Source organism: Entomohabitans teleogrylli (genome assembly GCF_001484765.1).
GTDB classification, from domain to species: Bacteria; Pseudomonadota; Gammaproteobacteria; order Enterobacterales; family Enterobacteriaceae; genus Entomohabitans; species Entomohabitans teleogrylli.
Window position 1 is genome coordinate 25,781 of sequence record NZ_LLXO01000014.1, and the last position, 26,105, is coordinate 51,885.

The following is a 26,105-nucleotide window of genomic DNA, read 5'->3' on the forward strand; positions in this document are numbered from 1 at the left end:
TTACGTCTTTATGTCAAAGAGGAATTACCCACATGGCCGAGAATTGCACAACGGACAATACAAAACTGTTTGGCCGCGCTGTCCTCCTGGAGGTGGCTGACGGTTGCGGCGATACAGTACCGGCAGAGGCTGAATTTAAGCTGCTGATGCCCGGAACGTCGAAAACGTTCGATATGTCTCCGAATACCACGACGTCATCTGCTGATGATACCAAGGGCTGGGTAGAAAACATCGTGACCTCTAACGATCTGACGCTGTCGTTTGAGGGAGAGGTCCGCGTTAACGATCGCTCTGATCAATACGGCGTGTACAAATTCATCAAATATTACGTTACTGAGGTCAACAACTCGCGCCAGCCGACGCTGTGGGTGCGCATGAGTTTTGGCCAGTTGCAGATCCAGGGATATATGGTAATTACCTCTCTCAGCAATGACGGCGGCACTGATGACATTGTCACCCTGTCTACAGAGTTCAAAGTTGCTGACGGGGCAACGGTTAGCGTGACCGATATTACTGAAGAAGAGACGCCCTGATTAAGCGGGCGGCGCCAGTCACCCATGGAGGTTTTGTGACGCCATTAACGGAAATCGGGGAATGCCTGATCGGTGATGGCCGGCGGGAATATTTTTTCCGCCCGTCATTTGCTGCGATGACGAGGATTGGTGAGCCACGGGAGATAGTCAGGGTCTTTTATGACCTGCACAACACCGATCCGGATGTTGCAGATATCCGCTCTGTAATCGATGGTGCGGTGGAAACGTTTGGCTGTCTGCCGCCGTATATCCTGAAATACATCAACTCATACATCACCAGACAGGTAAATGACAGGACTCTGACGGCTGCCAGCACAATTATCCGGGCTTGCTGTGATGATGATGTTACACCACTGACCGGTGAGTTACGACAGGGTAAATCAGGGCGAAAGGGGATGCTCTGGCGCTGCGGTAAAATGTCGCCAGAGGAAATGCTGCTGGTAGCTCAGTCTCTGATACTGCATGGGATCATCGGCAGGGTGAAAATGCGCAAATTACAGCGGCATGAGTCATCAGCGACGGTCGGTGAGTTCCATGCTATCGAGTATATCAACGCAGCAAGGCACCATTTCGGTATCAGCAGGCAGGAGGCTGAAAACCTGACGATGACCGAATTTATCATGATGCTGAACACGAAATATCCCAGTCAACATGGATTTACACGAGAGGAATATGACTCCGTGGTTGATGAGCATTTCCGCAGGAAAGAGCTACGCCTGCAGAAGGAGAGAGAAAAAAACACTAAGTGACAGCCCGGCATAGTCCGGGCTTTTTTGTGTCTGCATATCACCGCGCATCTCACGCGCATTTCACACAGAACCTTTCAGGATGACCCTTGAGGATACCGGCTGGCTGTCGGTGCCTTTCTGTGGGCCGGATTCCTGTGAGACAAGGTTCATCACTAAAAGGTAATACCGATATGAAATATCCAACTGAAATTAATGGATTAGACTTCCGCGATCTGGTATTTGTGGCCGATAACGACCCGGTAACTGACTCGTTTATGGTGGCGAAGGCATTTGGAAAGTTGCCTAAAAACGTAATTCGCGACATTGAGCGAACTATCGAGGCCTGTCCTCCTGAGTTCGATACAAAACTCAATTTTGAGCTTTGCTATAAAAACAATGAGTTGCAGAACGGCAAGCCGCAGAAGTTCTATCGACTCCGCAAAGATGGCTTGATGCTTCTGGTCATGTCCTACACCAAAAAAGAGGCGATGCGCATCAAGATCGCCTACATCAACGCCTTTAACTGGATGTACGCAATGCTTCAGGTTGGTCGGCGCCAGTTTGAAGAGGAGCGTAATGCTGTGATGCTTGAGTTCATGAAGGAAAAGGATGTCGCCAGTATGTCTGGTCGCCTGCTGCGTCGCTGGGGGAAAGAGAAGAAACCGCAGTTACTTTCGCGCATTGAGCAATTGGACAAGCAAGGTCAGTTGGTATTGCCTGGTTTTCCTGGCGCACTAACCGAAGCGTGAAACCCACGGATCTGTGGTTTTTGAATAGCCCGCTTTGCTGGGCTTTTTTTACAGGGCATAACCATGAATACTGACCTGAGTGACGAACCAGAATACACAAACGGCAGCTATCACGAATTTCCGGCTGGCTCAACGGATTCACGCCTGAGCAGAATAGAGGCCGATATCGATCACGTTAAATCGATGCTGCGTGATATCAAAGATGATGCCCGGGAAGTGCGGCAGGACATGCGGAGCGACTTCAAGCTGCTTTTTGGTGCTCTCATTGCCGCAGTGCTGGGACTGGCAGGAATTATGGCACATGGGTTTGGGTGGCTATGAAAAAAACTCTTTGCACAGACTCACCAGGGCGATAGGCAGCGTTTTTAATATTTCCCCTTCCGCAGGCTACACAGAACGCCTGAAAAAAGTGTCCGACTCCGGCAGTATCGGGGGTGATTTCCGGTGTGCTGGTGATGAGCTAAGAAAAATTCTTGATTGTGAGGCAGAGGAATTTTCACCTGATAAGTCGAGCCAAAGGTGAGCCGGTGGTTTCGGTGATGAGGCTCAGTTTTCATCATCATCTGGCGTGATATTATTCGAGAAATTGCTTTGACAGTATAGCAATCAAAACGGTAATGATAATTGCCGAAACGATCTTCCATGTCTGAGCGCTGGCATCCTTATGGATATCTGCTTTTAGTGACTGAATATCTTCTTTAGTCGCTTTTTGTGATAAATCATCTTTAGTCGCCTTCTGGGATAAATTGGCATCAAAGTCGACCATTTTCTGAAGGATGACGGCGACATCCCTTGATGTGTTTGCTGATGATTCCCTCAGCCTGGAGATATCAATCCTTGCTTCAGAAAGATTGGTTTTAATATTTTCCACATCTGACTCAAGTTTTGCTACGCGAGCTTCTAACATGCTGTCTCCTCCGCCGCCGCCGCCATAATTACCAGCCACATCACCAGGCTGAACAAGACGTAGACGATTTTTAGCATCTAAAGATACATCCATCATAATATTATCATTCTTCATGGATTATGCTCACTAAAAAGTAGGCCAGAGCGGAATGAACAGGCTTGTTATCGTGATGAATGCACGCCTTAATCAGGTAGTGTCCTTCTTCATGAAATATGCACTTATCAAAGTTCAGTGATATTGATGCAGCCAGATTTTTTGCTGGATTTTCGCCACTCCTGGCTCTCATCCAGACGCCTTTTTCACCGCTTATATCTACTTCCAGATTGCCTTCAATTTTTAACAGGCTGGCCGTTATCCAGTAGGGTGTATCGCTCGAAAGGCCAAGAAAGTGAAGTTGGAAGTACATGTCCGTTGTAAGCGGAAGCGAACTGGTTTCTAAAACCAACATCGGCATTTTGTTACCGTCATCAATGCGATGATACGGGTAAAGGAATGCAATTTTTTCAGGTCTCACGGCTATCCTTACCATGCGTGGTGATCATTCAAAACCTTAGTAATGATGAGGATAACATGTAGCGTCGTAGCGATCAGCAAAAACTGGTAGCTAAAGTCAGGTTTCCTTAAGTTCGCATCCTGTACAAAACGAGATATCTGATGCTGACCCTCCCGCTAACAAGTGCTATCCTGTAACAAATTATTGCTATGGAGATGGGGATGTGAAGAAAGTTACATTGGCTGCAGCTGCAGTTACAGCAATTGTACTTACAGGTTGCGCCTCTGGCGGGAACAAGTCTATTGAGCAAGAAACACAAATTGGCGTTCAGAGTAAAATAATCAAAGGGAAGACGACTAAGCAAGATGTAAGGGCTGCATATGGCGATCCCACTGGAGTATCAATCTCTAGCGACGGGAAAGAACAATGGCATTATGTATTCACGAATACACAAGTCAGCGGTAAAGCTTTTATTCCTATTTACGGGCTGTTTGATAACGGAGCTACTACTAACATGAAGCAGCTCATAATCGTTTTCAATGGTGACGTTGTAGATAATTACCTGTTTAATAATTCAAACACAGAAGTTAAATCTGGACTCTTAAACTAACTTTCATCTTGTAGACCTCGCACCGGCGAGGTTTTGTCGTATCATTACGAGATGCCCCGGATAAACAGTCCGGGGCACGCTCTTACTGAGCAGCAATTTTCGCCCACTTGTGCATTTCTCGTCTGGCGGTATCTGCCCGTTTAGCCAGTTCCGGAACTGCCAGTGTTTCAAGATCGTCGCAGTGGATAACAACATAGCCAGAGCGTCTGGCCAGTTCCATTGATGTTTCTACTGACATAAAGCATTCGCCATCCTGTGCGTGGCGGACGTATGCGACCTGACCATCATTTATTACCGTCAGGAAAGAGTAGTTGAGGCGGTCGCCTGGTACGGTTGCGGGCAATTCCTGCTTGCCGATGAACTCTCCCTCAATAACTTTCGATGCGAGATACTCTACTGCTTCAGCCGTCTGTTTTGTGGTTAGCTCGTCAATATGCTTTACACCAAACTCTTTATGTACCAGCTTATAAACAGCCTGGTAGGTCAAACCGTACTTACCCATAATACGATTAACAATCCCGCGCAATGGGGTGCGGTCATCAACAGTTGTCTCTGGTGCTGGTCTGACTGCAGATCCTTTAGTCCAGTAGTCATGCAGAACGGTGAAACATTCTTCCTGATACTGAATCAACTTGTCGCGGATGTCGGCGCGTACCTTTTCAGGGTTTATACTGAACAGCCAGCCGTTGAGCTTCTTCAGGGGAATGCAGAGTAGCTTTCGCAACTTGCCATCTACGGCAACCATAGAGATATCTCTACAGTTGAATTTATCCTTCATTTTACGCAACTTAACTGATTGCCCTGTCCAGTCGATGCCGATGTTCTCCACAATCTGACGCATCGCTACGTAAGTCACTCCAGCGGCAACAGCAGTTAAAACTTGCTGGCCGTTGAACGGTACGTAAGAGGTGTTAACTGCTTCAAGAATTGCTATACTTGTCATGTCGGTTTTCCTTCGAAGATATACTGACATCAGAAGCCCTGACTGTTACAGCAGTTGGGGCTTCGCTGTTTCTGGCGATAAATTCTGTGACTGCCTTAACTATTAAGTAATTGATCGAGCGTTCATTGTTTTTTGCTATTAAATAAAGGCCATCCCGCATGTGCATTGGGAGTCTTACCTTTAACTGCCATTCCTGTTTCATTCACTCTCCTTGGTGGCACGGTGGAACCATTGATAATGTAGACCCACAGTGCCACCATGTCAACGATGATTTATGAGGTGACCCGATGGCTAGAGATGAACCAAAAGTAAACGTAAGAATGCCTCAGGAGTTGAAGGATAAGCTTCATGCGTTGGCGGCGCAGAACAAAAGATCTGTTAATGCTGAAATTGTTGCTGCCATAGAATTTTCCTGCAGAAAAGCATTTGGCGAGGTAATTGAAAGGGACGAAGGAACAGAGATTATCCTGAATGAAGGTGACTCCCTGGTACTTAAGTCTCAGATTGACACCCTGAAAAAAGTTGTCGAAACAGAGCGAAAGGTGGACGAAATCTTAGCAACGCTCGAAAAGTTTAAGGTGGATCGCTGACCTTGTGTCAACCATTTGCTAACATGTGAGAAAAGTTGCGGAGGGAAGATAATGAAGAGGATAGCGTTTTTATCGTTAATTGTTTTAATTTTTAGCACTTACTCGCACGCAGATGAATATCCAGAGATGAAACAATTGAAGGAGCTACATGCTGAAATATGCAGGGAGCATAGCAAACCAGATTTATGTTTGCGAGCTGTTGGTTATTTAATGAAAGGCGTTCAGACTGAAGGCGATATCTATAGCCAGTGTCAAGAACTTACAGAGGCACAGCGTGATAATGAAGAGGCATGTAGGGCAGCGATTGCTGTTCGCCAACTGATAAATGGCTTCAAATAATAATAAATTCATTTTTTATTTTAAAGTGAGATAAAATGTTCAAAATGATTGGTTGTATATTACTTGCAATAGGTATTTTCTGGGTTGGTTATGCTTTAATAATGGGCGTTACCGTTGGTTATGTAGATAAGGTATACAACGCTGGGTTAATGGCTCACAGGCAAATACATGCAATTGTTGGTAGCTCAGTATCAATAATTGGAACTATTTTTTTAACCGTAAGTGTAATTATTGAAAAAATTGATTTTATAAATAAAGAGAAGGTTGATGTTTTAAAAAACATGAACAATGGTCTTGCTGATATAGTTGATTTATATAAAGCAAAGTAATTATCAAATATATCAAAATAAAAAACTCGCCTAGTGCGGGTTTTTTTATTTCCGGAGAAATAAAATGCAAGTTGGATCCCTGTATATTGATATTGACATAGAAACAGCAAATCTTATTGAAAGCCAGAGAAAAATAAACTCATCAATTAATAATGTTGAGGCTGGTTTTAATAAATTAGATAAATCTGCAAACAGCTTAAATACAAATCTTACAAAACTTGCAACTGTAGTAAAGGGAGTTATTGCAGCTACAGCATTGCGCGAACTTGCTGGAATGGTCCAGAGATACCAGGAGATGGCAGAGCGTGTAAAAATGGCCACCACTGGTCAGGCGGAATTTGAACGAGTGCAAAAGCGCCTGTTGAATACTGCTAATGGCACGTATCGCTCATTATCTGAAGCGCAGGAACTCTACATCCGTACTGCCAGTGCTCTCCGCAGCATGGGATACACGACAGACGAGGCGATCGACGTCCAGGACTCACTGTCTTACGCATTTGTTAAAAATGCCACCAGTGCCGATAGCGCAGAATCAGCAATATCAGCACTTACGAAATCAGTAAACACAGGCAAGGTATCGGCCGATCAGTGGCTAACCATAATAACTGCTGTACCAACTGTTATTGATGATATAGCTGCCTCAAGTGGAAAATCATCGGCACAGATAAGGGCGCTGGGCACTGCTGGTAAACTGACTGCTACTGAACTGACTGAGGGATTGAGATCATCGCTGAACGCGAACGCAGAGGCGGCCGCGAACATGGCAAACAACCTGACAGATGCTGGAGTTCGTTTCAAAACGGCGATTACTCAATTACTGTCAGGGATTGAAAATCAGACTGGTGTTCTACAGGCATTTACTAATGGGATCATCTCTATTGCGGATTCCATTCTCGAATTCAGTTCAAAATCAGATAACCTTAAAGCGGTGATTGATGGGATCTCCGTAGCAGCTATCGCTCTGGCAAGTGTTGTTGCTGGAAGGCTGGCTGCATCCTTCATCACTGCGACACAGGCTAATTTAAAATTTATAGCAACAACTTATCAGGCTGCTGGCGCGCAGGCAGTATTTAATACTGCGCTAACTGCTGGTAAATCTATTCTGGCGCTTTTCGGTGGGCCATCTGGAGTTGTAACGGCAGCAGCAACAGCAATTTTTCTTCTTTATCAGAAAACAGAACTGGCAAAGAAGGAAAGCATTGCGTTTGCTGATAGCCTGAACGAGCTAACATCCAGCACTAATAAGCTGACTACAGCACAATTAAATGCAGCAATAGCAAAAACGGAACAGTCTATTAAAGCTCAGGAGGAAGCTATTAAATCCCTGCTTGACGAGCAGAAGCGACTTGAAGACGAAAAAGGATTTATAAAGTTAGCATCAAATATAAGAGGTGCAGAGCGAGCAGCTAAAGACCTAAAAAGAATCGAGCAGGAACTGGCGATTCAGGCAGAAAAAGTTGAAGAGGCAGAAAACAAGTTAAGTCAGACTACTAGTTCTCTGGGTATTTTACGTGCGCAGCTAAGTGGAGAATACAGGACCGGTATTGATCTGCTTAAGCGCGATGGTCGCGAGGCTGGTGTTACAGCTGGATTGATGAATCAGCTTGGCGATGCCATTAACTTCGCAGCAAGGGCAAAATCGAACTTTAACGCTACAAGTCTATTTGTTGAGCGTAGCGAAGAAGGCGACAAATATCTCGAAAGTCTGCGTCAGCAAAACCAGTTACTTTCCATTACTGATAAAAGAGAAAGGGCAATTACAGAGGCAAGGCAAAAAGCGCTTAGCACCGGGGTTGAGGCAGGATCAAACCAACTTCGCCAGATAGAAGAAGAGGCCGCTAAAAAGTTCGATTTGATTAAAGCCGATAACGACCGTAATAGCGCCCAAAAATCATCAGCTAAGTCATCTGATGAGGCTGCTACAGCGTTACAGCGCCAAAATGAGGAGATAGCACGTCTCAGCACCGGTTACAAAGAGGGCTCTCTGGAGCTGGCTAAATACGATGCTGTGATGGCGCTTGGCAACAAGGCGTCACAGCAGCAAATTCAGCAGGCGGAGAGAAATGCAGAGGCGCAATGGAGACTCAACGAAGCGATACGTGCTCAGGCAGCTATTGCTCAGTTAATCCCGGAAGCTGGTGAAGGGGTGCGATACGAACAACAGACGCGAGACCTGAAAGCTGCGCTGGATGCACAGATTATCGATCAGCAGACATTCAGCCAGCAATCGGAAAAAATAGAGCAGGAGCACCAGGCAAGTCTTGCAAAAATCCGTTCCGGTGAGGTTGTTACGCCGAAACACGCAGCGGCAGCAGAGGTTGATCCTGTTCAACGGCTTGCCAATCAGCACGCTCAACAGATAGCACTCATACAGCAATTTGAGCGGCAGGGAGTGCTGGAGCATGAGCAGGCTATCGCGCTGAAAACGGCAGCCGACAAAAAATATGAAACAGAGCGAACTAACGCGCAATGGGAACTCCTCAGCCAGCAAAGCCTCGGCTATGACATGCTGACGAGCGCTATTGATGCGTTCAGCGGTAACGCCTCCAACGCTATCACCGGGCTGCTAACCGGAACTATGAGCGCTACAGAAGCGTTTCGCTCGCTGGGTAACACCATCCTGAACAGTGTTATCAACAGCCTCGTGCAGGTGGGCGTTGAGGCGCTGAAAAACTACATTCTCGGCCAGACTCTCGGCGCAGCATCCACTGCGGCGGCAGCTACACAGGCCGGGGTTGTGGCGTCGGCATGGGCTCCAGCGGCGGCACTGGCGTCACTCGCAACGCTGGGCACCAATTCAGCGGCGGCAATCGGGGCCATTACCGGAACTGTTGGAGTCGCTCAGGGGCTGGCGCTGGCCGGTGCCCGTAAAAATGGCGGTCCAGTTTCTGCCGGCAGCCTGTACCAGGTGGGCGAGGGAGGGCTACCGGAGATATACCGGGCCAGTACCGGGAAGCAGTACATGATCCCCGGCGATAATGGCAGGGTAATCAGCAATAAGGATATGCAAAGCGGCGGGATGAATATTCAGATTAATATCACCAACGCTGCAACTGGCGCTCAGGTATCCCGGCAGGATGCATACGAGCAAAACGGCACAGCGGTTATCGACCTGCTGATTACCGACATCGAGCGTGGCGGACAGTTTTCCGGCGCCATGCAATCTACATTCGGGCTCAACCGCAGGGCTAATGGCAGTTTTTAATCTATCGTAGTGAAATATTGCAGTACATCATGACAAACATTTTGATATTGATTAACGAATAACCCGCTTTGGCGGGTTGGTTCATCATTCAGGTAGAGAATTCATGACAGTTTCCAGGTCCCTCCCCAGAAAACCTGACGACCAACCACAGGAGCCACAATGGTAAGCAAAATCATCGAAGAAAGAGCCGACAGCTACAAAACAGTTGGGACAATAAACCGCCCTTGTATAACCACCAGAGGTATCTTTTCTAAAGGCCGCTCCCATGTGCTGGACAAACTGCTCTTGTGCCCGATAACGCTCTATCTCATTCGTAAGTTCTACGCATTTGGCCTTCGCCTTGGACAGTTCTTCTACGGTGGCAGCATGGGCTTTTTGAAGTACGTCAATTTGCTCGCCAATGAAAGCGATGCGTTCGCGCAACACCTCGTTGCTTTGAACCGCAGAGAGAGCGCCGATACCAGTTTTAAGGGAAGCAATAATTAAACCAATGTCCATATTACCCACCAATTTTACAAGGGTATTTAGCCTAACCTGGTAAGGTGGTGTCGAAAATCCTGATAAAAGATCAGTGCAGCAACAACTGCTTTTTTTATTCCTGGAGGAAAAGTGGCGACAGTACGCTATCCAGACTGGCTCCCGCTTCCCCAGCGGGCAGATCAGAACTTTACGCAGGACACTGGTTTTCAGACTATTCAGCCAGCGATCGGGCCTGCGATTTTCATCCCGCAAACTACCGATTTGAAGGGGAAGTGGTCACTCAAGTGGATTTTTACCCTTGAACAAGCAGAGCGGTTTAAATCGTGGCTACGTTCGCCAAATTACTGCGACCGAGGAAATGCCTGGTTCACGATACCGATTGACCTCGGCGACACGCAGGGCGTGCAGGATCAGGAGGTTCATTTCACCAGTATGCCGGTGCAAACCAGTAAAAACGGCATAACAGTGACGTGGACTGCGACTGTTATTTGTAACGAGATAACCGATATCACCGAATATTATGACGACTGGATTGTCGAGGCTCCGCAGGGTTACGGGTACTGGCTCGATTATCTGGTAACTGCTGTTATGCCGGAGGCGAAATGACAACGCTGAGAGAATGGAAAGAGCGCAGGCCTGCCAGTGATCTGAAACAAACGCTGGAATTTTATCATTCGACATTTGGCTATTATCGGCTGGTAAACAATTCATTTCGACCAGCGACATTTGGCGGTAATGAATTTCAGCCATCGAGATTTTCCGTTGTAGAACCAGCACAGGATGGAACAACGGATATTTCCCTGACTATTACCCTCCAGGCTGGTTCTCAGGAGGTGCGGCAGATACTGAAAAAATGGCGCGGTCAGGCGCGTATGTCGCCCATCTCAGTGAAATATCAGTTGTGGGATAAAGTCGGCGATGAGGTGTCGCTAAAAACGTATAGCGTTTATGTGATCGGCGTTCCTGTTGGCTCCGAGGATATCACTGTAAACGCTGGCCACACAAACCCCCTGACGCTGGCCAACAACACCATATACACCTATCAGCAATTCCCGGGACTCCTGAGCCTATGACAGAGATAGAATTTGTACGGACTGTCACCGGCAGGCCGTGGGCTAATCGCGCCTGTACGTTTGATGAGCTGGATTGCTGGGGGCTGGTGGTGCTGTATTACCGGCATGTATTGGGGGTTGAGCTACACCACCTGCCAGATTACGAGTCAGGCGCTGATTTTGTGACGTGCTATGAATCGGCGGCGTCGTGCTGGCGCACAATACCGGCAGCGGTGCCCGGGTGTATAGCCGTGTTCTATCGTGGTGACGTTCCGGCTCACACCGGCGTAATGCTCACCCCTGTCAAATGCCTGCATTCCCGCGGCGAACACGGATTTGTCAGGATAGACAGCCCTGTCGCGCTGCTGCGCATCTACAGTCGTGTGGAGTATATGAGTTATGCCAAAATTTGAACTACAGCGACTGCCCGGGGCGCCGAAAGAGCGAGGTGCTATAGCTGCCGGAACACCCTTGGTGGAATGGCTGAATGGTCAGCGCCTTCATAATTGCGTGGTCATTAAACTGAATGGCCGCGAACTGGCTGACGATTTTGACATTAGCTACCCGTTGCGCGACCGCGATGTAGTGCATGTTTTCGATCAGCCTGAGGGTGGCGTAGGCAATCTGATAACATCTGTTTTGCGTCCTGTTACAAAAATTCTGTCAACCAGCCTGAAATGGCTGGGCGGGGCGCAAAAAACATCATCGCCGTCAATCTCCACCGGAGAATCTCCGAACAACGATCTGACACAGCAGACTAACCGGGCGCGCCTGTACCGTGGTCGCCCAAACAGCTACGGACTGACAAGAATTTATCCCGATCTCATACAGGAGTCTGGTTATGAATTTGCTGACAACAAAAAACAGGTTTTTGAATGGATGAATGCCGGGATTGGCCGCGGCATCATATCGTCTGTTCGGTATTCTGAGTCGTCACTGATCGCCCTGGCTGGTGGCAGTTATCGTGTTTATCAGCCCGGTGAAGTGATCCCGGAGATTCCCCAGCCGTATGCGTTTGATGATGTGGACGGGCAGGAAATCCCGGGCAGAAACGAGGATAGCGAGGAGATTCGCCAGCAGGCAACCACTGATAGTCTACTTAGTGGAATTTTTGGCGGCGGCCAGTTCCATGCGCGGATCCTCAAAAACAACGATTTTGACGGCATATACGATTCTCCGAGACCGCTTGCTGTAGCTGTGACAGTAAATGTCTCATATAACACGGCCAGTGGTCCGGTCACAAAAGACGCCAAAATTAACGCCTCGTTATTCAACGCAACAATTACAGACGACGGCGCAGAGATAAACCCGGAGCAGTATTATAATTTTTATTTCGATACCCTATCCGGTGCCGATTATGACGCACTTCCGGCAGATACCATTGTTAACTCAACGCTGTTTACCATTACCGAGTACGAAACAATTGTGATCGGGCCGTTTTTCGCTGCTCTGGAATCAGAGCAACTCTGGATACATCTCTACGCTAACCTCGGGAAGCGCTATGACGCGCCGGCGCGGGTTACGCTGTGGGCTGTGGACAGTGACAATAACGCGATCGCCGGTACAGAGGAAACGGTAGATATCGAGGTACATAACCCAACAGGCGGGCAGAAATATATCTATGTAACAAAAAAAATCACACCCGCTGCAGGCGTTCAGCGCTACGCGTTTCGCATCGAGCGAACCAACAATTCTCAGTCTGATTCGGTTCTGTATATCCATGGTGCACAGGCTGTTACTGTACGTCGTGACGTGGTTTATCCTGACGACACGATTATCATGGTCAGTCGTCGGGAAACTGAAAACCCGACAGCACTCAGCGACCCGAAATATAACTGCCTGTGGCAGCGTATGACGATCTCATGGACGCCGGAGGGTGGGATTGATTACACGCTGCGTGCCAGCCGGTCATTTGCTGATGCTGCGCTGCATGAATGGGTCGTTGTGAGTAAACAGGATCCGGAGAGGCTAGATCTGGCCGCACTATACGCCATTGCCGATAGCCTGCCCGATCCTCGACTTGGTTATTTCGACTGGACATTCAGCGACGAAAAACAATCGCTGGGTGAACGTATACAGACAATCTGCAACGCTGCCCGGGTGAGCGGAAACCAAATCGGCGACATGCTAACCTTCTGGCGCGATGAGAGAGTGGATTATCCTGACGCTGTTTTTGCGCGCTCAAATATGTTCTGGGAGGACTATAAGGTCGAGTACACGATGTCACTGCCCGGCGGCTATGACGGCGTGACGCTTGATTACACAGATCCTGTAACAAATAAAAAATCATACATCTATCTTCGGGTTGACGAAAACGGCATAGCTGAGGTTCCTGATGCGACCATTAACGCACAGCAGATTAGCCTGAGTGGTTGTCGCAATGCTGTGCAGGCGAACGACAAAGCGTGGCTGGAGGCGCGCAGGATGCTACATTCCCGTATCACAATGACCGCCCGGGTTCTGGAGTCAACGCAGGTTGTACGCGGTTCTGTCGTGCAGTGCCCGGACATGTACGATAACCGGCAGCAAACCGGATACCTGCGGGGCAGGGATGGCGATATGTTTCTGACATCTGAGCGTATCGAATTCGACGGCGATATGTGGGTGGTGATGAGTGACAGCGCAGGAGATTTCCGTGGCCGCTGGCGCGCGCAGCGGGTAGAGGGAAATCCCAGGGCATTTACCGCGAACGCTGAGGAATTTGATATCAACATTTATGATGGAAAACACACACAATCTCCCAGTCGGTATTTTATCGCCACAGATTCAGAGCTTAACTCTACCCTGTGGAGAGTGGACAGTGCTAAACCCAACGGTGATGAAACACAGACATTAACCCTGACTGAATATTCAGACGAAATATACCAGTAATTAATTTGTGTGCGATGTGTCAGATTTTATTCTGATATGTCTGCATAACTTTCATAAAGGTAATATAATGGCAGATTCATTACCAGTACCAACAAATAAACCAGTGCCAAGTTCTGATATAAGAGATTCTGTATATGCTGGCGCTATGCTTGATAAAATAATTACAAGCAGGGAATTAACATACACAGACCGCCTTGGAGGTGAGCATTATACTGCTGATGGCATTAAGCATGAGGGTGATCGTGTCATTGAGAATACACGACAGAATCTAATACCACTCAGCAGGCAATATATGTCAATTGCTGAAGCTCAGGCAGATATAGAAAATATACCTGATGGCTCTGCTACATATATCAGAAGCGATGACGGAAGCTCTCTTGCTGATGAATATATAAACAATGGGGGAGTTCTTGAGCCTACTGGTAGAAAAATGACGTCGCAATATGCGCTGGATAGCGTTTCCAGTGCGCTTTATTCTTCTGCGTCATACCAGTCTATAAAGAGAATACCTCGCGGACCCAGCAATATTCGCTGGGGTGTTATTTCTGGTGGTTTCTGGTTGATTGCAGTAGATGTCTCTGGCGTCTTAATTAGTACGCATAATCACGAAAACTATGAAAACACATTTAAAAATCTTGGTAATCCAGTACTTATATCTGCAATAGTAAAAGCATCACCATCACGTATACCGCGTGGGCCAAAAAAAGTAACGTCGGGGTTAATTGTTGGCGGATTATATCGCTGGTATCTGGATGATGATGGCAATTACGTTGATGGGATCAGCGATGCATCTGATTCTGTTTATGCGCCGGGTGTGGTACGTAGTGATATCGGCACGGGGCAGTCACTGGCGCTGGGCTCGCGTGGTTTTATCAATACAGCACCTGGTGGTGCTATTTCAGGGCAGGTGTTTTCTTCAGAGCCATCTCGTCATGGTGATTTATGCCTGATGCTTAATGGAGAGGACTCACCTGGAAATAGCATGGGCGTTAGGGTTTTTGTTAATAATGACAATTATACCCCGCCATCCATTGATGACTTTACTGGCGTCCAGCCAATTTACGAGCGATGGGATAATGGTGTTTTAGGAGAAACTATCTGGTCTGCATATGCAAATTCTTTGATGACATCATTAAAAAATGAAAAAAATGTCAGCTTCCGTTTATTGCCTATTGTTTCCGGTAAGGGCGCCAGCACGTATAATTCACTGAAGCGCGGCACAAATGTTTGGAATGCGATGTTTGCTGCAATTGATGCCGCACAATATTTAGTAGAAGAGCGTGGTTGGATATACAGAGTTGGTGATTTGGACACAATGCATGGCGAGGCAGAAATAAATACTACTCAGGCTGAATATGAGGGTTATTGTCGTGAGTGGCTTAGTGACTTCCGCACTGATGCAGTTAGCAGAACAGGACAAACAGCCCGCTCAATTAAAATGACGTTTAGTCAGTGCTCAACTGGTGGAACTGCATCCGAGGGGGTTGCCGCTGCACAGATTAATCTACATGAAACTGATGATAATTTCATTCTTTACTGTCCTAAATACCAGTTTCCCTATTACGACGCGCAGCATATGCTAGCAGAGGGGTATGTAAAAGTCGGTGAATTAAGAGCACGAGCAAAACGATTCATGCTAAATGGTAAAAAATGGGACTGCTTACGTCCAGTGGCTGCGGTATTATCAGGCACCACACTGACAGTTAAATTTAATAACTCTGTATCTGGCGATGTTAACACAGCAGGACCAATAGGAAGTCTTGTTCTTGACACTCTGCGCGGTAAAAACCCCAACGGAAATTATGGATTTTATATTTCTGACACGAGCGTAACGATTTTATCAGTTGCTATCGGAACGGATGGATCGTCTGTTGATATTGCTCTGTCTGCTGCTCCAACTGCTGGCTCGGTTGTTAAATATGCAATCGGAGAAACAGGCGCGGGCGGTGCTGTTCGCGATAGTGATGAGCGCGATAAATCCAGTTTTGACAACGATTTTATATATAATTTTTCAGTCGGGAAATCCCTGACAATCAACCAATGATTGGGAGTTAAATATGGTTACTCGCACAGCTATTGTTCTCGACGACATTCAGGGGCAAGCAGGTACAATTCCTCTGGATATTACACTGGAGGAAATTGCCGTGGCTAATATCCCGGGGTTAGTTTACTGGCCGTATATTAACGATATTTACGGGCGTGTTCCCGGGTCTAGTCCGCAGGCGCTCTACGATCGTCTGACAGATGACGCACTAACAACCGTCGCGTCACCATCATTTTCTATAGGCGCGCTACCAGACTCAAGTCCTGCCGTGATAATCGGTAGCCAGAATACCTCCTGGCGCGCTACTGTGCCGGAATTCAACAAGGGGGCTACATTTGCGGCAAAAATAGCAAATACAGTTGGGATCTCAAGTAATTCTGCGCCGGCAGATTCGACATTCTGGATCATGGATGATGGCGCAGGAAGATTGACATTTCGTGTTGGTTCGTACACATGGGCCGCATCAAATTACGACGGGCCGACATTAACTCCCGGAACTGCTGTAGCTGTGATTTTCAGAATCGACGCACTCACAGGGACCGTCACTCTGCGTGTAGGAGGATCGTACACTAAAATCGTGCAGGATGATGTGATGCGAAGTGCCGCGTTGCACCCCAATTTCCAGTTCGGTCTGGTGAATAACGAGGGCTCCCTCACATCACGCTTTGGAAATTACGGTCATTTGTTAGCTTTTGATAATGCGATCAGCGATGCGGACATGGATGCCGTTTTAGAGATGATGTAAGTAAAGCCCCGCCAGCGCGGGGCAAACTATTTTTTCAACACTTTCCATCTGCTGAACAGACAAATGTGCAACAAATTCAGCAGAAACGACTTTTTCTTTTACTGGTTCAAAAACCTTTGAATAGTCTGATTTTCTGTTTATTGAAAACCGCATAAATCCTCCATTGACTACTACACCACTCATGGATGACACACTTGCCAGTCTCCACAGTCCGCTTTCTAAGTGGGTGCGATATTCTACATAAAACTTAACATTGAACAACGCATCGCACAATAAAACTTAGTCTGCAAATGTGACACATAAGGGATCTATCCAACAGATTAGCACACGGAAATTCATAATATTATGCGATGAATGCTTTTTGTTAATCCTATGTTACTTGCGGGTAGGGTCTCTACCATGGTTTTTTGGGGCCGAAATTTCCACGAATCGTCACGAAAAAAATGCTATGTATTTGATTTTTAGCGCACGTATTTGCATCTTTTTTTGATTAAAATACGTACTCATATTTTTTTAATTTGTTGATTTTTAAATATGTTTTAGGTGTCTGGGCGAGAACAGGACTCGTATTCGGTCTTTTTTTATTCCCGCAATCTGGCGTTGTTAGTGCCATGGTGCCGGAACCGGGCGAGGTCCGGCGCTGGACCTCGAATCCGTTATATCACATCATTTTTACCATTAACAATTCTTTTACAAGAAAAATAATCATCTGCCTGAAGGCGCTAATAACTGCGCTATATGGGCGATTTCAGGCCACAGGAATGCTGCCCATGACGCTGCGCGTCGCGGTTATTTCCAGTGATAGCTTTCTTTCTGGCGGCCGGAGATAACGCCCGCGACGAAATGTTGTTCAGCCACCGCCGCAGGCTGCGGCGCCAGACTGAAGTAGCAAGCTGAAAACAGGCACAGGGTATAGCCCAACAGCTCCGTGCCTTCTTCAATACTGGTTTTAACGATATTCGCGTAGCCATCATTGAGCAGGGTTTCCCACAGCATGGTCATTCCGAACACCCGGGAAAAGATCAGTACCGTGACCAGCCCGCACAGGGTATAGGCAAAGCCGGGATGCAGAATAAATGTCGCCAGGCCTCTGGCGACAGAATCCCGCGCTTTCCAGGCGGCAAACAGCGCCAGTCCCGTGGCGCTCAGGGCGAACCATAACCAGGCGCCGTGCTGAATGAAGTCGAACCAGTAGTCCAGTTCACGGATAAACAGGGTGGCGTAAAACCCGGCGATCAGCAGCAATCCCCCGCGGATCTCTTCACGCTTGATGGCGCAGCGCAAATACAGCGCCGCTGTGATCAGCAGAAACAGTTCCTGAGAAATTTCGGTAAGTGAAATTTCTCTGACGCCGCTTTCCAGCCACAAAACGTCGATAAGTACAAAGCTGGATATTAATCCCGTGAGTGCTGCAAGTAGCAGAAAAATAAGAAATTGCTTAACAATGATCGCGTTGTTTTTAGTCACATCTCACCTCTTATTGTGTCCTGAGATGAAACATAAATGTAAATAAAAGCCGGGTATTAGCAAAACTTGCTTAATTTAACCTTAATGATTTGCTTAATGTGCTGTAGTTATGGTGGGTATTGTAATATTTCACTGAAAATAATAACTTTTGCGGGATAGTTAACTAATAGTGATTATTGCCATACTGAACAGATCCGCTGGCCGGTAGCCGTCGGGTAAAATGGATTTTCCCGTTTTGCGCCTCAGCGCCGCAAAAGCCGTCAATCTGGTAACCGCGACGGATTAAGAAAATCAGCATTCCCGGGTAGCGGTTCATACTTTTTACGCTCAGGGTGTGGGCGCCTTCGCGGCTGGTCTGCTGCTCCAGGGCATCCAGCAAATGGCTGGCAACGCCGTGGCGGCGCCAGGCCGGAAGCACACCGCCGAGCCAGAAATAAAAGTGGGTCGGATTCAGCCAGTAACCGAGATGATAGCCCACCGTGGCGCCATCGATTTCCGCCAGCAGGCCGATCCAGCGCTTGTCGCCAATGCGTTCTGCCAGTACTGCGCTGTCGTGAAGCGGAAAAAGCTCCGGAATCTGCTGGTGTAGCCGGACAATTTCGGTGAAATTGGTATGTCTGATAATCATTTTCGGGCGCCAGAACTTATATCGGGCGCCGATTGTATAAGGAAGTGCCTGTGATTCATATTGCTCCACGCATTGAAACTCCACGTTTGATACTGCGCCCCTGGACTATGGAGGATTTTCCGGCGCTGGCGGCCTGCTGGCAGGATCTGCGCCTGGTGCGCCATATCGGCGATGGTCAGCCGCACAGCAGAGAAATGAGCTGGGGTCGCCTGTTACGTTATATCAGGCACTGGCAGATGTTGGGTTACGGCTACTGGGCCTGCGAAGAAAAAGAGACAGGAAAGAATATCGGCGGCCTGGGTTTGCAAAATGCCGGCCGCGATATCGCTCCCGCACTGCTCTGGCCGGAAGCAGGCTGGACGCTGATCCCGGAAGCGCAGGGGCTGGGCTATGCCCGGGAGGCAATGAGCGCCGCGCTGGCATGGGCGGATAGCGAACTGCGATCGCCCCTGTGCTGCATTATTGATGAACAAAATCTGCGCTCAATCCGCCTTGCCGAAAAACTGGGATTCCGGTTTAGCCATCTCGCGGATTATCGCCAGAAATCGGTACAGGTTTATCTGAGAGAGCCACCGTCCTCCGCAGCCTGACTATACTTTTCCTTCACGGGAGGTGCGGTGAATGTATCAGTCTCTGGACGGCGAACGCTGGCGGCATATCTGGCTGGTGGGGGATCTGCATGGTTGCCTGACGCAGCTGGCAAGCTCGCTGCGCGACGCGCATTTTGACCCATGGCAGGATCTGCTTATCGCGGTGGGCGATCTGATTGACCGCGGCGATAACAGTCCTGGCTGCCTGTCGCTGCTCGATAAACCGTGGTTTTATAGCGTACAGGGTAATCATGAGCAGATGGCGATTGACGCCCTGGAAAATGGCGCGGAGCTATGGCGGGCAAACGGCGGAGAGTGGTTTGACGCGCTGTCGGCGCAGCAGCGTCAGGCGGCACTGCAGCGGTTACGGCGCTGCCGGAGGCTGCCGCTGATTATTGAGCTGCGCCTGGCGCAGGGGATACATATCATTGCTCATGCGGACTACCCGGCCAGCCGGTATGCGTGGCAGCAGCCGTTGGACTGGCGGCAAGTGGTGTGGAGCCGGGCGCGGCTAATGCGTAATTTGCAGGGCAAGGGGGAGAAGATCCACGGCGCCGATCACTTCTGGTTCGGCCATACGCCGCTGAAACGGCCGCTGCAATTTTATAATCAACACTATATCGATACTGGCGCGGTATTTGGCAATACCCTGACACTGATACAGATTTGCTGACTTCAGAAATCGCTGAACTCCTGGGCCGGTCGCCAGAATCCGTCAATGAACTCATCTATCGGGTAGCAGCCGGCATGCCGCAGGCGCTGTTCGTTCATTGCCGCCAGGCACTGCTCTTCAGTGTGAAAAATATCAATGGCGATATCATCGCAGCCGCCATCCAGATAACAGATAAATAGCACCAGCGCGTACATTCCCGGCCTCAAAAAATCTCTCCCCTGGCATTATTGTAGAGGATGTTCGGCATTTACGGGATGGTGATGTTAAATAACCCGCCTCGCTCGACGGGTTCAGTGAATCATGCAAGACGCATGACCCAGGCATCGGACTGGCTATCGTAACGGTGACGGTAAAGGACGGAGTGTTCGCCGTTCAGGACGGCAGGAATGCTGGTATCGTCATCCCAGGCATCAAGCTGCATACACAGATCGGGATCCGATTTACAGGGAATGCTTAACGTTCGATTTCCGTGATTTTCATGGTGCAGTTCGGCATCGTCGATCTCAAAGATGCCGATTTTTACGTTGGTTTTGGCCATAAACAAACTCTCCCGGGGGGGTGGATGTGGTACGACCAGTGGCGCCGTACCTTTTAATCCTGGAGGGTTTTGCAAAAAGTGCCAAATAAATTGCGATTATTTTTTGTCCGCGCCGCTAACCCTCGGTGGAAAGTTTACCGTCACGCACCAGTTCCCGGGGGTAGCTGTTCTTGAGCCGGGCGGAAATACGTTTCGCCAGCCCGAGCGGCTGCCCCTGCCAGGTGACAATCACTTCATCCCGCTCTGGCGGAAGCTGCGGATAGATATCCTGGCCGTGATACCAGGTTTCGGCCTCCTGCGCCGTGAGAGCAAAAGTCACCGGGCCATTGCCGGGCGCCAGGGCGATAATTGCTTCATGCTGCCAGCGGTAGCCCTTGTTGTGGGTTTCGGCCAGTTTCAGGCCGATACGTGAAAAGCGTACTTTGCCGAACAGCGCTTCCATCTGCGCCGGGAACAGCCACAGCTCTTTGTCGCGTTTCCACAGGCGGCTTTCCTGCGACCAGTGCAGGCCAGACTGCTGCGCGGCCTGTTGCACTACTGCGGCCTCGCGGCCTGTCAGGGGAGTGAACGGAAAATTGCCGGCCTTAAAGCGCAGCGCGGGAAGGGGAGGAACGGATTTTGTTTTGCGCAGTCGGGCGACAAAGAACCCTTCGCTGTCGAAAATCTGCGGAAAAACGTGCAGATAGCCTTCGCGGGTTGCGGCTTCCCGGGCGCCGGGGAACAGATCGCTCAGCGCCTCGACGGCGACGGCGTCAGGATATTGCTCCAGTAACCACTGGCAGACGCGCTGGTTTTCTTCGCGGTTTAGGGTACAGGTGGAATAGATAAGCATTCCCCCCGGGCGCAGAGCATGAAACGCGCTATTGATGAGCTCGCGCTGGGTGGCGGCAATCTCCAGATTACTCTCCATCGACCAGTTGCGCAGCGCATCGGGATCTTTACGTACCACACCTTCTCCGGAGCAGGGAGCATCCAGCAGGATGGCATCAAAACTTTCCGGTAACGCGGCGCCGAATACCCGCCCGTCAAAATGGGTCAGCGCGGCATTCGCCACCCCGCAGCGGCTCAGATTGGCGTGCAGCACTTTGACCCGGCTGGCGGAATATTCATTGGCCAGCAGCGCGCCGCGGTTGCCCATGCGGGCGGCGATTTGCGTGGTTTTGGAACCCGGCGCCGCCGCCATGTCCATAATCCGCAGTGGCGTTTCGCCGGCGGCGAATAGTGCGCTCACCGGCAGCATAGAGCTGGCTTCCTGAATATAAAACAGCCCGCTGAGATGTTCGACGCAACTGCCAAGCGGAAACCGGGCCTCCTGTTCGCGCTCAATCCAGAACCCTTCCTCGCACCACGGCACCGGCGTGAGTTGCCAGCCGTAAGGCTCCACCAGGGCCAGAAAGTCGCTCACGCTGATTTTCAGGGTATTAATGCGGATGCTGCGGCGTAGCGGGCGCTGGCAGATATCAATAAAGCTCTCCATAGAGAGCGCGTCAGGCATGGTGTCGCGTATGACATCCAGAAACGACTCAGGTAGCCAGGGGGAGGAGGTTGTAGCCACAAAATGATCCCGAAAAGAGAAACCGGGCGCGAAGTGTAGCACAGAAGCCCCGCTGCGGCACCGGGGCTTCTGTTAACAGGGCGGGGATCAGCGTGGCAGCGCGGTTCCCCACTGGCGCCAGTCTTTCGGCTCGCTTTCCAGCAGCAGGAAGTGCTTGCCGGGCTGCGCTTTCGGCGCCAGCGGTGTACCGGGCGGTGTGGCAAAAGCGATACCGCCGCGGATAAACTGGTTAAAGGTGCCGGTTTTCACCACGCCGCCGGTGAGACCGAAATCCAGCGTATAGCCGGAAGCCAGCCAGAATACGCTGTTTTCGCGCACCAGATCCTGATAACGCTTACTGATGCGCAGGGCAATCATCACCCGGTCGGACAGGGTGCCGAGGTTCATACCGGTAACCGTCCCCACCTCCATACCGCGGAACAAGACCGGCGTGCCGATACCCAGCGAACCGGCGTCCGGTACCTCCACCACAATACTCAGACCGTCGAGATAGCGGGAGTCGCTGATTGTCGCCTCCTGAAGCTCGAAATCGCGGCGCGCCTTGCCTTTACCCGGCTCAACGTTGATGTACGGCTGGAGGATGGTATCGAGGTGTTCCACCCCGGCGGCGGAGATCTGCGGCGTAATGACCGAGAAACGCGTGCCGGCGCGGGCGAAGGTTGACACGTACTCCGGATACAGGACCGCGGAAGCCTGGACTTCATTACGCTCGGTGATCAATTTCAGGGATTCTATCTGGCCGATATCAATGCCCAGGTAGCGGATGGGCATGCCGGCCGACACTTTGCCGGCGTCGAACATATGCAGCGTAATCTGGCTACCCACCGCCCGCGCGGCGGTTTCCGACGGGAACAGAATGCGTTTGTCGCCGCGGGTCAGGCCGGCGCCGGCGCCGGATAAATTATCGAAGCTGATCGCCCCTTTCAGCGCCCGGGAAAGCGGGGATGCCTGGACAGTAAGCCCGCTGCCGTTAAGCTGCACCCGGGCGCCGCCTTCCGCCCAGAATACGCTGTCGCTGGTCAGCAGCTTGCGAAATTCCGGCTTAATATGGACATCAATATCGAAGGCGTTAGCGCGCGGCTGGACGTTGATTATCTGGCCCACTTCAAATTTACGGTACAGCACCACAGAGCCGGCCTGGATATCCGGCAGCGCGTCGGCCGTCAGGGTCAGGGTGGTGGTCGGCAGTTCGCCAGGATTATTCTCCAGCGCTTTATCCAGATTGCCGTACAGCGGGTACGATTTTTTCATGGCGCCGCTTTTGCCCGGCAGTACGCGGATCCCGCCATTAATCCATTCACTGGCGCTGGCGCCGAGGAATTCAACGCCGTCGAGACCCATTTTGACGTCAATGCGGCTGTTCACCACAAACTTACTGTCGCCCTGTACCAGGTGGCGGTAGCGGCCATCGACGGCCACCACGAAATCCACCCCTTTGGCGGTCAGATTGCGTTCCAGCACCTGGCCGATTTTAACCCCGTACATCAATAGCGGCTGGCCGCCTTCAATACCATAACTTTCCGGTGCATTGAGCGTCAGGGTCAACACATCCGGGCGCTGGAGCGGCGTTTTATCCGCTGGCAGTATCGTAAAGTGATTTTGGGTTTCGCCTTCGCCTGGCACCAGTTCAAAAGTGCTACCGGTCAGCAGGCTACTGACGCTCGGGTTATCGAGTGAGAGTTTCGGGCTGCGCATTTCAATCCGCGTGCCGCTGCGCAGTAAATTGACCACCGAAGGATCGACAGTCATCTCGCCAGTAACGGCGCCGCCGGGGTTAAGATTGAGTTTGGTGAGAGTACCAACCTCCAGCCCCTGATACATCAGCGGGGTGCTGCCGGCTTTCAGTCCCTCGCCGCCGGGCAGATCGAGCTTGACGATAACCCCGCGCTGGCTGTGGGCCAAATCCTCATACAGACCGAACTCGTCATCCTGCTTTGCCGCGGCGGAGTCGTCCGGCGAATCGAAGGCGATGGCGCCATTGACCAGCGCGCTGAGGCTTTCCAGCTGTACCTGGGCGCCGCTGAGATTGACGTCAGCCTTAACGCCTGAGACGTTCCAGAAGCGGCTACCTTTTTTTACCAGACTGGTAAAGCGGCGCTCGATCAGGACGTCGATGGTGACGCCGCGTTTATTGGGGCTGATGGCGTAGTCATAGACCCGGCCCACCGGAATTTTCCGGTAATAGACCAGTGAACCCGTCGTCAGGGAGCCGAGGTCCGGCGCGTGAAGATGGATCATCAACTCGCCGTTATTGAGGCGATATTTGGGCTGGCTGTCGAGGGCGACAAAGTGATCCTGGGGTTCCCCCTGACCCGGCATCATGCCGATGTAGTTACCGCCGACCAGCGCGTCCAGCCCGGAAACCCCGGCAAGGGAGGCTTTCGGCGTGACCAGCCAGAACTGGGTGTCGGCGCGCAGCGCATCCTGCATATCTCTTTTAATGCTGGCGGTGACTTCGATTTTGCGCAGGTCTTTACTCAGGCGGATGTTTTGCACAGTGCCAACTTCCACCCCCTGATAGCGGACCGGCGTGCGGCCGGCGACAATGCCGTCGGCGGACATAAAGTCGATGGTGACGGTGCTGCCGCGTTCCTCCCAGTTGCTCCAGATGAGCCACAGCGCAATAAACAGCGCAATCAGCGGCAGCAGCCAGAAAGGAGAGATACGGCGCTTGTTTTTTATTCGCGCTTCAGTCGGCGAAGCGGGCGTTTCCTGACTCATGTGCGTCCCAAAGTAAGCGGCTGTCCAGCCATTCCACGGAAAGAATAGTTAAGATCACCGCGGCGCCGAAATAAAACGCCGCAGGACCCATGGTAAATGCCAGCAGTTGATCGCGATCGATAAGCGACATTGTCAGCGCGATGACAAACAAATCGAGCATCGACCAGCGACCAATCCAGGTAATAAAACGTAACAAAATAATTCGGGTTTTCAGCCCCTGCTCGCATTTATAGCGCACGCTGAGCAGCAGGGTCAGCATCACCAGCACTTTAGTGAACGGCACCAGAATACTGGCGAAGAACACCACCGCCGCCACCGCGACATTGCTGTCGGCCAGCGAAATAATCCCCGACAGGATAGTGTCCTCCTGGCGCACGCCGTTGACGTAGATGATTGATATCGGCAACAGATTGGCCGGCAGCAGGAAAATCAGCGAGGCGATTAGCGCCGCCCAGGATTTCTGGATGCTCATATTGCGCCGCAGACGCAGCGGAATATGGCAGCGCGGGCAGCGTCCGCGGGCGTCGGGAATGCCGGTGTAGTGGCATCCCAGACAGACGCGCAGGCTGCTGCTCGGCTGGCTGGCGCGGCGCTGGGGGTAAAAACGCTCCCAGAGTTGTTCGACGTTAAGGTGGATCAGCGTCAGAATACTGAGAATGGTCAGCGCCGCAAACGCGAGCAGGCCGATGCCCGGCTGAAGGAACGCGAATTCTTTGACTTTAATTGACGCCACGCCGATGCCGACCAGGTAGATGTCCAGCATCACCCACTCTTTGAGACGCTCGAGCATCAGCAGTACCGGGCGTAAATTCATACCAAGAATATTGCCCAGCCACAGATATGCAATCGCCGCTACCAGGGTGAGCGGCGCGCCAACCGTGCAGAACAACACCATCGAAGCTGTCAGGACATCGCCCTGGCGGGTCATTTGCCAGATTCCCTGCAGCAGGTTGGCGTCAATATGGGTGCCAAGCAGGTAGAGTTTGAGTAGCGGTTCTCCCCAGGCGAAGGGCATCAGCAGTAGCATGGTCACCGCCATGGCCGCCAGACGGGTCAGAGACCAGTCGCGGCCATTATGCACTTTGGCGTTGCAGCGCGGACACCAGGCATTCTGGTGCGGCAGCACCGCCGGCAGCTGAAACAGCAAGTCGCACTGCGGGCAGCGCTGATAGCGCGAATGAGGCAGCGATGATCCAATGTGGTGAATGCTGAGCGGTTTGCCGGAGGGCGCAAATTTGGGTTTTAGTGCCATCGTGCCTGCGAGCTGTGAATATGTTGAATGAATATTATCTCATAATTTATAAATCTTGAGCCG

At 50.5% G+C, this 26,105-nt stretch carries 30 protein-coding genes; 17 read left to right on the plus strand and 13 right to left on the minus strand.

Annotated features, from left to right (window positions below):
- Nucleotides 1-32: 32 nt before the first annotated feature.
- The 4 genes from AQ981_RS16640 (at nt 33) to AQ981_RS16655 (ending at nt 2,331) form a co-directional block, all read left to right on the plus strand.
- Nucleotides 33-533 carry a phage tail tube protein gene (locus AQ981_RS16640; RefSeq protein ID WP_058912870.1) on the plus strand — a complete coding sequence of 167 codons (501 nt, stop codon included), beginning with the start codon at nt 33-35 and terminating at the stop codon, nt 531-533.
- 35 nt (nt 534-568) lie between these two features.
- On the plus strand, nt 569-1,282 hold the full coding sequence (locus tag AQ981_RS16645; RefSeq protein WP_058912871.1) for a DUF6246 family protein: 714 nt from the start codon (nt 569-571) through the stop codon (nt 1,280-1,282).
- 170 nt (nt 1,283-1,452) lie between these two features.
- The gene (locus AQ981_RS16650; RefSeq protein ID WP_058912872.1) at nt 1,453-2,010 is read left to right on the plus strand and encodes a Rha family transcriptional regulator; all 558 of its coding nucleotides are present in this window, start codon (nt 1,453-1,455) and stop codon (nt 2,008-2,010) included.
- Between the two features lie 63 nt (nt 2,011-2,073).
- Nucleotides 2,074-2,331, plus strand: coding sequence for a hypothetical protein (locus AQ981_RS16655; RefSeq protein ID WP_058912873.1), 258 nt, complete (start codon nt 2,074-2,076; stop codon nt 2,329-2,331).
- A gap of 253 nt (nt 2,332-2,584) precedes the next feature.
- Here AQ981_RS16655 and AQ981_RS26940 read toward each other — a convergent pair whose 3' ends face one another.
- A complete protein-coding gene (locus tag AQ981_RS26940; protein WP_058912875.1) occupies nt 2,585-3,031 on the minus strand; it encodes a hypothetical protein in 447 nt (148 codons plus the stop codon).
- Nucleotides 3,021-3,431, minus strand: coding sequence for a hypothetical protein (locus tag AQ981_RS16670; protein ID WP_058912876.1), 411 nt, complete (start codon nt 3,429-3,431; stop codon nt 3,021-3,023). Before AQ981_RS16670 ends, AQ981_RS26940 begins: the two co-directional genes overlap by 11 nt.
- A gap of 202 nt (nt 3,432-3,633) precedes the next feature.
- Here AQ981_RS16670 and bamE point away from each other — a divergent pair, with 202 nt between their 5' ends.
- Nucleotides 3,634-4,020, plus strand: coding sequence for an outer membrane protein assembly factor BamE domain-containing protein (gene bamE / locus AQ981_RS16675; RefSeq protein WP_058912877.1), 387 nt, complete (start codon nt 3,634-3,636; stop codon nt 4,018-4,020).
- Between the two features lie 82 nt (nt 4,021-4,102).
- Here bamE and AQ981_RS16680 read toward each other — a convergent pair whose 3' ends face one another.
- Nucleotides 4,103-4,963, minus strand: a complete 861-nt coding sequence (locus AQ981_RS16680) for a phage antirepressor N-terminal domain-containing protein (protein WP_058912878.1) — start codon at nt 4,961-4,963, stop codon at nt 4,103-4,105.
- Nucleotides 4,941-5,165, minus strand: coding sequence for an Arc family DNA-binding protein (locus AQ981_RS26205; RefSeq protein WP_071608922.1), 225 nt, complete (start codon nt 5,163-5,165; stop codon nt 4,941-4,943). Before AQ981_RS26205 ends, AQ981_RS16680 begins: the two co-directional genes overlap by 23 nt.
- Before the next feature lie 85 nt (nt 5,166-5,250).
- On the opposite strand from AQ981_RS26205, the gene AQ981_RS16685 reads away from it, so the two are divergent.
- The 4 genes from AQ981_RS16685 to AQ981_RS16700 all read left to right on the plus strand — a co-directional run bounded on the left by AQ981_RS16685 (nt 5,251) and on the right by AQ981_RS16700 (nt 9,426).
- Nucleotides 5,251-5,553: an Arc family DNA-binding protein gene (locus AQ981_RS16685; protein WP_058912879.1), complete on the plus strand. Its 303-nt coding sequence runs from the start codon at nt 5,251-5,253 to the stop codon at nt 5,551-5,553.
- Nucleotides 5,554-5,604: 51 nt separating this feature from the next.
- On the plus strand, nt 5,605-5,892 hold the full coding sequence (locus tag AQ981_RS16690) for a hypothetical protein (RefSeq protein WP_058912880.1): 288 nt from the start codon (nt 5,605-5,607) through the stop codon (nt 5,890-5,892).
- Between the two features lie 35 nt (nt 5,893-5,927).
- A complete protein-coding gene (locus AQ981_RS16695) occupies nt 5,928-6,221 on the plus strand; it encodes a hypothetical protein (RefSeq protein WP_058912881.1) in 294 nt (97 codons plus the stop codon).
- Nucleotides 6,222-6,285: 64 nt separating this feature from the next.
- On the plus strand, nt 6,286-9,426 hold the full coding sequence (locus AQ981_RS16700) for a tape measure protein (protein WP_058912882.1): 3,141 nt from the start codon (nt 6,286-6,288) through the stop codon (nt 9,424-9,426).
- A gap of 84 nt (nt 9,427-9,510) precedes the next feature.
- Here the strand turns inward: AQ981_RS16700 and AQ981_RS26210 are convergent, their stop codons facing one another.
- Entirely contained in the window at nt 9,511-9,924 is a 414-nt protein-coding gene (locus AQ981_RS26210) for a coiled-coil domain-containing protein (protein ID WP_071608923.1), read from the minus strand.
- A 111-nt stretch (nt 9,925-10,035) separates the two neighbouring features.
- Here AQ981_RS26210 and AQ981_RS16710 point away from each other — a divergent pair, with 111 nt between their 5' ends.
- The 6 genes from AQ981_RS16710 (at nt 10,036) to AQ981_RS16740 (ending at nt 16,618) form a co-directional block, all read left to right on the plus strand.
- On the plus strand, nt 10,036-10,512 hold the full coding sequence (locus tag AQ981_RS16710) for a hypothetical protein (RefSeq protein WP_058912884.1): 477 nt from the start codon (nt 10,036-10,038) through the stop codon (nt 10,510-10,512).
- Nucleotides 10,509-10,979, plus strand: coding sequence for a hypothetical protein (locus AQ981_RS16715; protein WP_058912885.1), 471 nt, complete (start codon nt 10,509-10,511; stop codon nt 10,977-10,979). The genes AQ981_RS16710 and AQ981_RS16715 overlap by 4 nt, the downstream gene beginning before the upstream one ends.
- Nucleotides 10,976-11,371, plus strand: a complete 396-nt coding sequence (locus AQ981_RS16720) for an NlpC/P60 family protein (protein ID WP_058912886.1) — start codon at nt 10,976-10,978, stop codon at nt 11,369-11,371. The genes AQ981_RS16715 and AQ981_RS16720 overlap by 4 nt, the downstream gene beginning before the upstream one ends.
- Nucleotides 11,358-13,829: a host specificity factor TipJ family phage tail protein gene (locus AQ981_RS16725; RefSeq protein ID WP_058912887.1), complete on the plus strand. Its 2,472-nt coding sequence runs from the start codon at nt 11,358-11,360 to the stop codon at nt 13,827-13,829. Before AQ981_RS16720 ends, AQ981_RS16725 begins: the two co-directional genes overlap by 14 nt.
- 67 nt (nt 13,830-13,896) lie before the next feature.
- Entirely contained in the window at nt 13,897-15,873 is a 1,977-nt protein-coding gene (locus AQ981_RS28160; RefSeq protein WP_249226331.1) for a hypothetical protein, read from the plus strand.
- A 13-nt stretch (nt 15,874-15,886) separates the two neighbouring features.
- Nucleotides 15,887-16,618: a hypothetical protein gene (locus tag AQ981_RS16740; RefSeq protein WP_058912890.1), complete on the plus strand. Its 732-nt coding sequence runs from the start codon at nt 15,887-15,889 to the stop codon at nt 16,616-16,618.
- Here AQ981_RS16740 and AQ981_RS27700 read toward each other — a convergent pair.
- The 3 genes from AQ981_RS27700 to AQ981_RS16750 form a co-directional block, all read right to left on the minus strand.
- Nucleotides 16,604-16,801, minus strand: coding sequence for a hypothetical protein (locus tag AQ981_RS27700; protein ID WP_154675949.1), 198 nt, complete (start codon nt 16,799-16,801; stop codon nt 16,604-16,606). The two genes, AQ981_RS16740 and AQ981_RS27700, sit on opposite strands and share 15 nt — an antisense overlap.
- 606 nt (nt 16,802-17,407) lie before the next feature.
- A complete protein-coding gene (locus tag AQ981_RS16745) occupies nt 17,408-18,085 on the minus strand; it encodes a hypothetical protein (protein ID WP_058912891.1) in 678 nt (225 codons plus the stop codon).
- Nucleotides 18,086-18,248: 163 nt separating this feature from the next.
- On the minus strand, nt 18,249-18,713 hold the full coding sequence (locus AQ981_RS16750) for a GNAT family N-acetyltransferase (RefSeq protein WP_058912892.1): 465 nt from the start codon (nt 18,711-18,713) through the stop codon (nt 18,249-18,251).
- Between the two features lie 50 nt (nt 18,714-18,763).
- On the opposite strand from AQ981_RS16750, the gene AQ981_RS16755 reads away from it, so the two are divergent.
- Nucleotides 18,764-19,303, plus strand: a complete 540-nt coding sequence (locus AQ981_RS16755) for a GNAT family N-acetyltransferase (protein ID WP_071608924.1) — start codon at nt 18,764-18,766, stop codon at nt 19,301-19,303.
- A 31-nt stretch (nt 19,304-19,334) separates the two neighbouring features.
- Complete coding sequence (locus tag AQ981_RS16760; protein ID WP_058912893.1) at nt 19,335-19,976, plus strand: metallophosphoesterase; 642 nt, start codon at nt 19,335-19,337, stop codon at nt 19,974-19,976.
- A gap of 2 nt (nt 19,977-19,978) precedes the next feature.
- Here AQ981_RS16760 and AQ981_RS16765 read toward each other — a convergent pair whose 3' ends face one another.
- From AQ981_RS16765 to yebS, 5 genes are all read right to left on the minus strand, one after another.
- Nucleotides 19,979-20,170 (minus strand): YdfD/YebW family protein, encoded by a 192-nt coding sequence (locus AQ981_RS16765; protein WP_058912894.1) that lies wholly within the window; start codon nt 20,168-20,170, stop codon nt 19,979-19,981.
- Between the two features lie 104 nt (nt 20,171-20,274).
- Nucleotides 20,275-20,514, minus strand: coding sequence for a DUF1480 family protein (locus tag AQ981_RS16770; protein WP_058912895.1), 240 nt, complete (start codon nt 20,512-20,514; stop codon nt 20,275-20,277).
- A 115-nt stretch (nt 20,515-20,629) separates the two neighbouring features.
- Entirely contained in the window at nt 20,630-22,009 is a 1,380-nt protein-coding gene (gene rsmF, locus AQ981_RS16775; protein WP_249226333.1) for a 16S rRNA (cytosine(1407)-C(5))-methyltransferase RsmF, read from the minus strand.
- A gap of 147 nt (nt 22,010-22,156) precedes the next feature.
- Nucleotides 22,157-24,790, minus strand: a complete 2,634-nt coding sequence (locus tag AQ981_RS16780) for a PqiB family protein (protein ID WP_058912896.1) — start codon at nt 24,788-24,790, stop codon at nt 22,157-22,159.
- Nucleotides 24,759-26,042: a membrane integrity lipid transport subunit YebS gene (gene yebS / locus AQ981_RS16785; protein ID WP_058912897.1), complete on the minus strand. Its 1,284-nt coding sequence runs from the start codon at nt 26,040-26,042 to the stop codon at nt 24,759-24,761. Before yebS ends, AQ981_RS16780 begins: the two co-directional genes overlap by 32 nt.
- Nucleotides 26,043-26,105: the final 63 nt, after the last annotated feature.

Bases quoted from the DNA above. Each gene is read 5' to 3' on its own strand.
- AQ981_RS16765 (WP_058912894.1), bottom strand. From the start codon at position 20,170: ATGTACGCGCTGGTGCTATTTATCTGTTATCTGGATGGCGGCTGCGAT.
- AQ981_RS16760 (WP_058912893.1), top strand. From the start codon at position 19,335: ATGTATCAGTCTCTGGACGGCGAACGCTGGCGGCATATCTGGCTGGTG.
- rsmF (WP_249226333.1), bottom strand. From the start codon at position 22,009: ATGCCTGACGCGCTCTCTATGGAGAGCTTTATTGATATCTGCCAGCGC.
- AQ981_RS16700 (WP_058912882.1), top strand. From the start codon at position 6,286: ATGCAAGTTGGATCCCTGTATATTGATATTGACATAGAAACAGCAAAT.
- AQ981_RS26205 (WP_071608922.1), bottom strand. From the start codon at position 5,165: ATGAAACAGGAATGGCAGTTAAAGGTAAGACTCCCAATGCACATGCGG.
- AQ981_RS28160 (WP_249226331.1), top strand. From the start codon at position 13,897: ATGGCAGATTCATTACCAGTACCAACAAATAAACCAGTGCCAAGTTCT.
- AQ981_RS16655 (WP_058912873.1), top strand. From the start codon at position 2,074: ATGAATACTGACCTGAGTGACGAACCAGAATACACAAACGGCAGCTAT.
- yebS (WP_058912897.1), bottom strand. From the start codon at position 26,042: ATGGCACTAAAACCCAAATTTGCGCCCTCCGGCAAACCGCTCAGCATT.
- AQ981_RS16740 (WP_058912890.1), top strand. From the start codon at position 15,887: ATGGTTACTCGCACAGCTATTGTTCTCGACGACATTCAGGGGCAAGCA.
- AQ981_RS27700 (WP_154675949.1), bottom strand. From the start codon at position 16,801: ATGAGTGGTGTAGTAGTCAATGGAGGATTTATGCGGTTTTCAATAAAC.
- AQ981_RS16640 (WP_058912870.1), top strand. From the start codon at position 33: ATGGCCGAGAATTGCACAACGGACAATACAAAACTGTTTGGCCGCGCT.
- AQ981_RS16750 (WP_058912892.1), bottom strand. From the start codon at position 18,713: ATGATTATCAGACATACCAATTTCACCGAAATTGTCCGGCTACACCAG.
- AQ981_RS16780 (WP_058912896.1), bottom strand. From the start codon at position 24,790: ATGAGTCAGGAAACGCCCGCTTCGCCGACTGAAGCGCGAATAAAAAAC.
- AQ981_RS26940 (WP_058912875.1), bottom strand. From the start codon at position 3,031: ATGAAGAATGATAATATTATGATGGATGTATCTTTAGATGCTAAAAAT.
- AQ981_RS16715 (WP_058912885.1), top strand. From the start codon at position 10,509: ATGACAACGCTGAGAGAATGGAAAGAGCGCAGGCCTGCCAGTGATCTG.
- AQ981_RS16680 (WP_058912878.1), bottom strand. From the start codon at position 4,963: ATGACAAGTATAGCAATTCTTGAAGCAGTTAACACCTCTTACGTACCG.
- AQ981_RS16695 (WP_058912881.1), top strand. From the start codon at position 5,928: ATGTTCAAAATGATTGGTTGTATATTACTTGCAATAGGTATTTTCTGG.
- AQ981_RS16685 (WP_058912879.1), top strand. From the start codon at position 5,251: ATGGCTAGAGATGAACCAAAAGTAAACGTAAGAATGCCTCAGGAGTTG.
- AQ981_RS16690 (WP_058912880.1), top strand. From the start codon at position 5,605: ATGAAGAGGATAGCGTTTTTATCGTTAATTGTTTTAATTTTTAGCACT.
- AQ981_RS16650 (WP_058912872.1), top strand. From the start codon at position 1,453: ATGAAATATCCAACTGAAATTAATGGATTAGACTTCCGCGATCTGGTA.
- AQ981_RS26210 (WP_071608923.1), bottom strand. From the start codon at position 9,924: ATGGACATTGGTTTAATTATTGCTTCCCTTAAAACTGGTATCGGCGCT.
- AQ981_RS16770 (WP_058912895.1), bottom strand. From the start codon at position 20,514: ATGGCCAAAACCAACGTAAAAATCGGCATCTTTGAGATCGACGATGCC.
- AQ981_RS16725 (WP_058912887.1), top strand. From the start codon at position 11,358: ATGCCAAAATTTGAACTACAGCGACTGCCCGGGGCGCCGAAAGAGCGA.
- AQ981_RS16720 (WP_058912886.1), top strand. From the start codon at position 10,976: ATGACAGAGATAGAATTTGTACGGACTGTCACCGGCAGGCCGTGGGCT.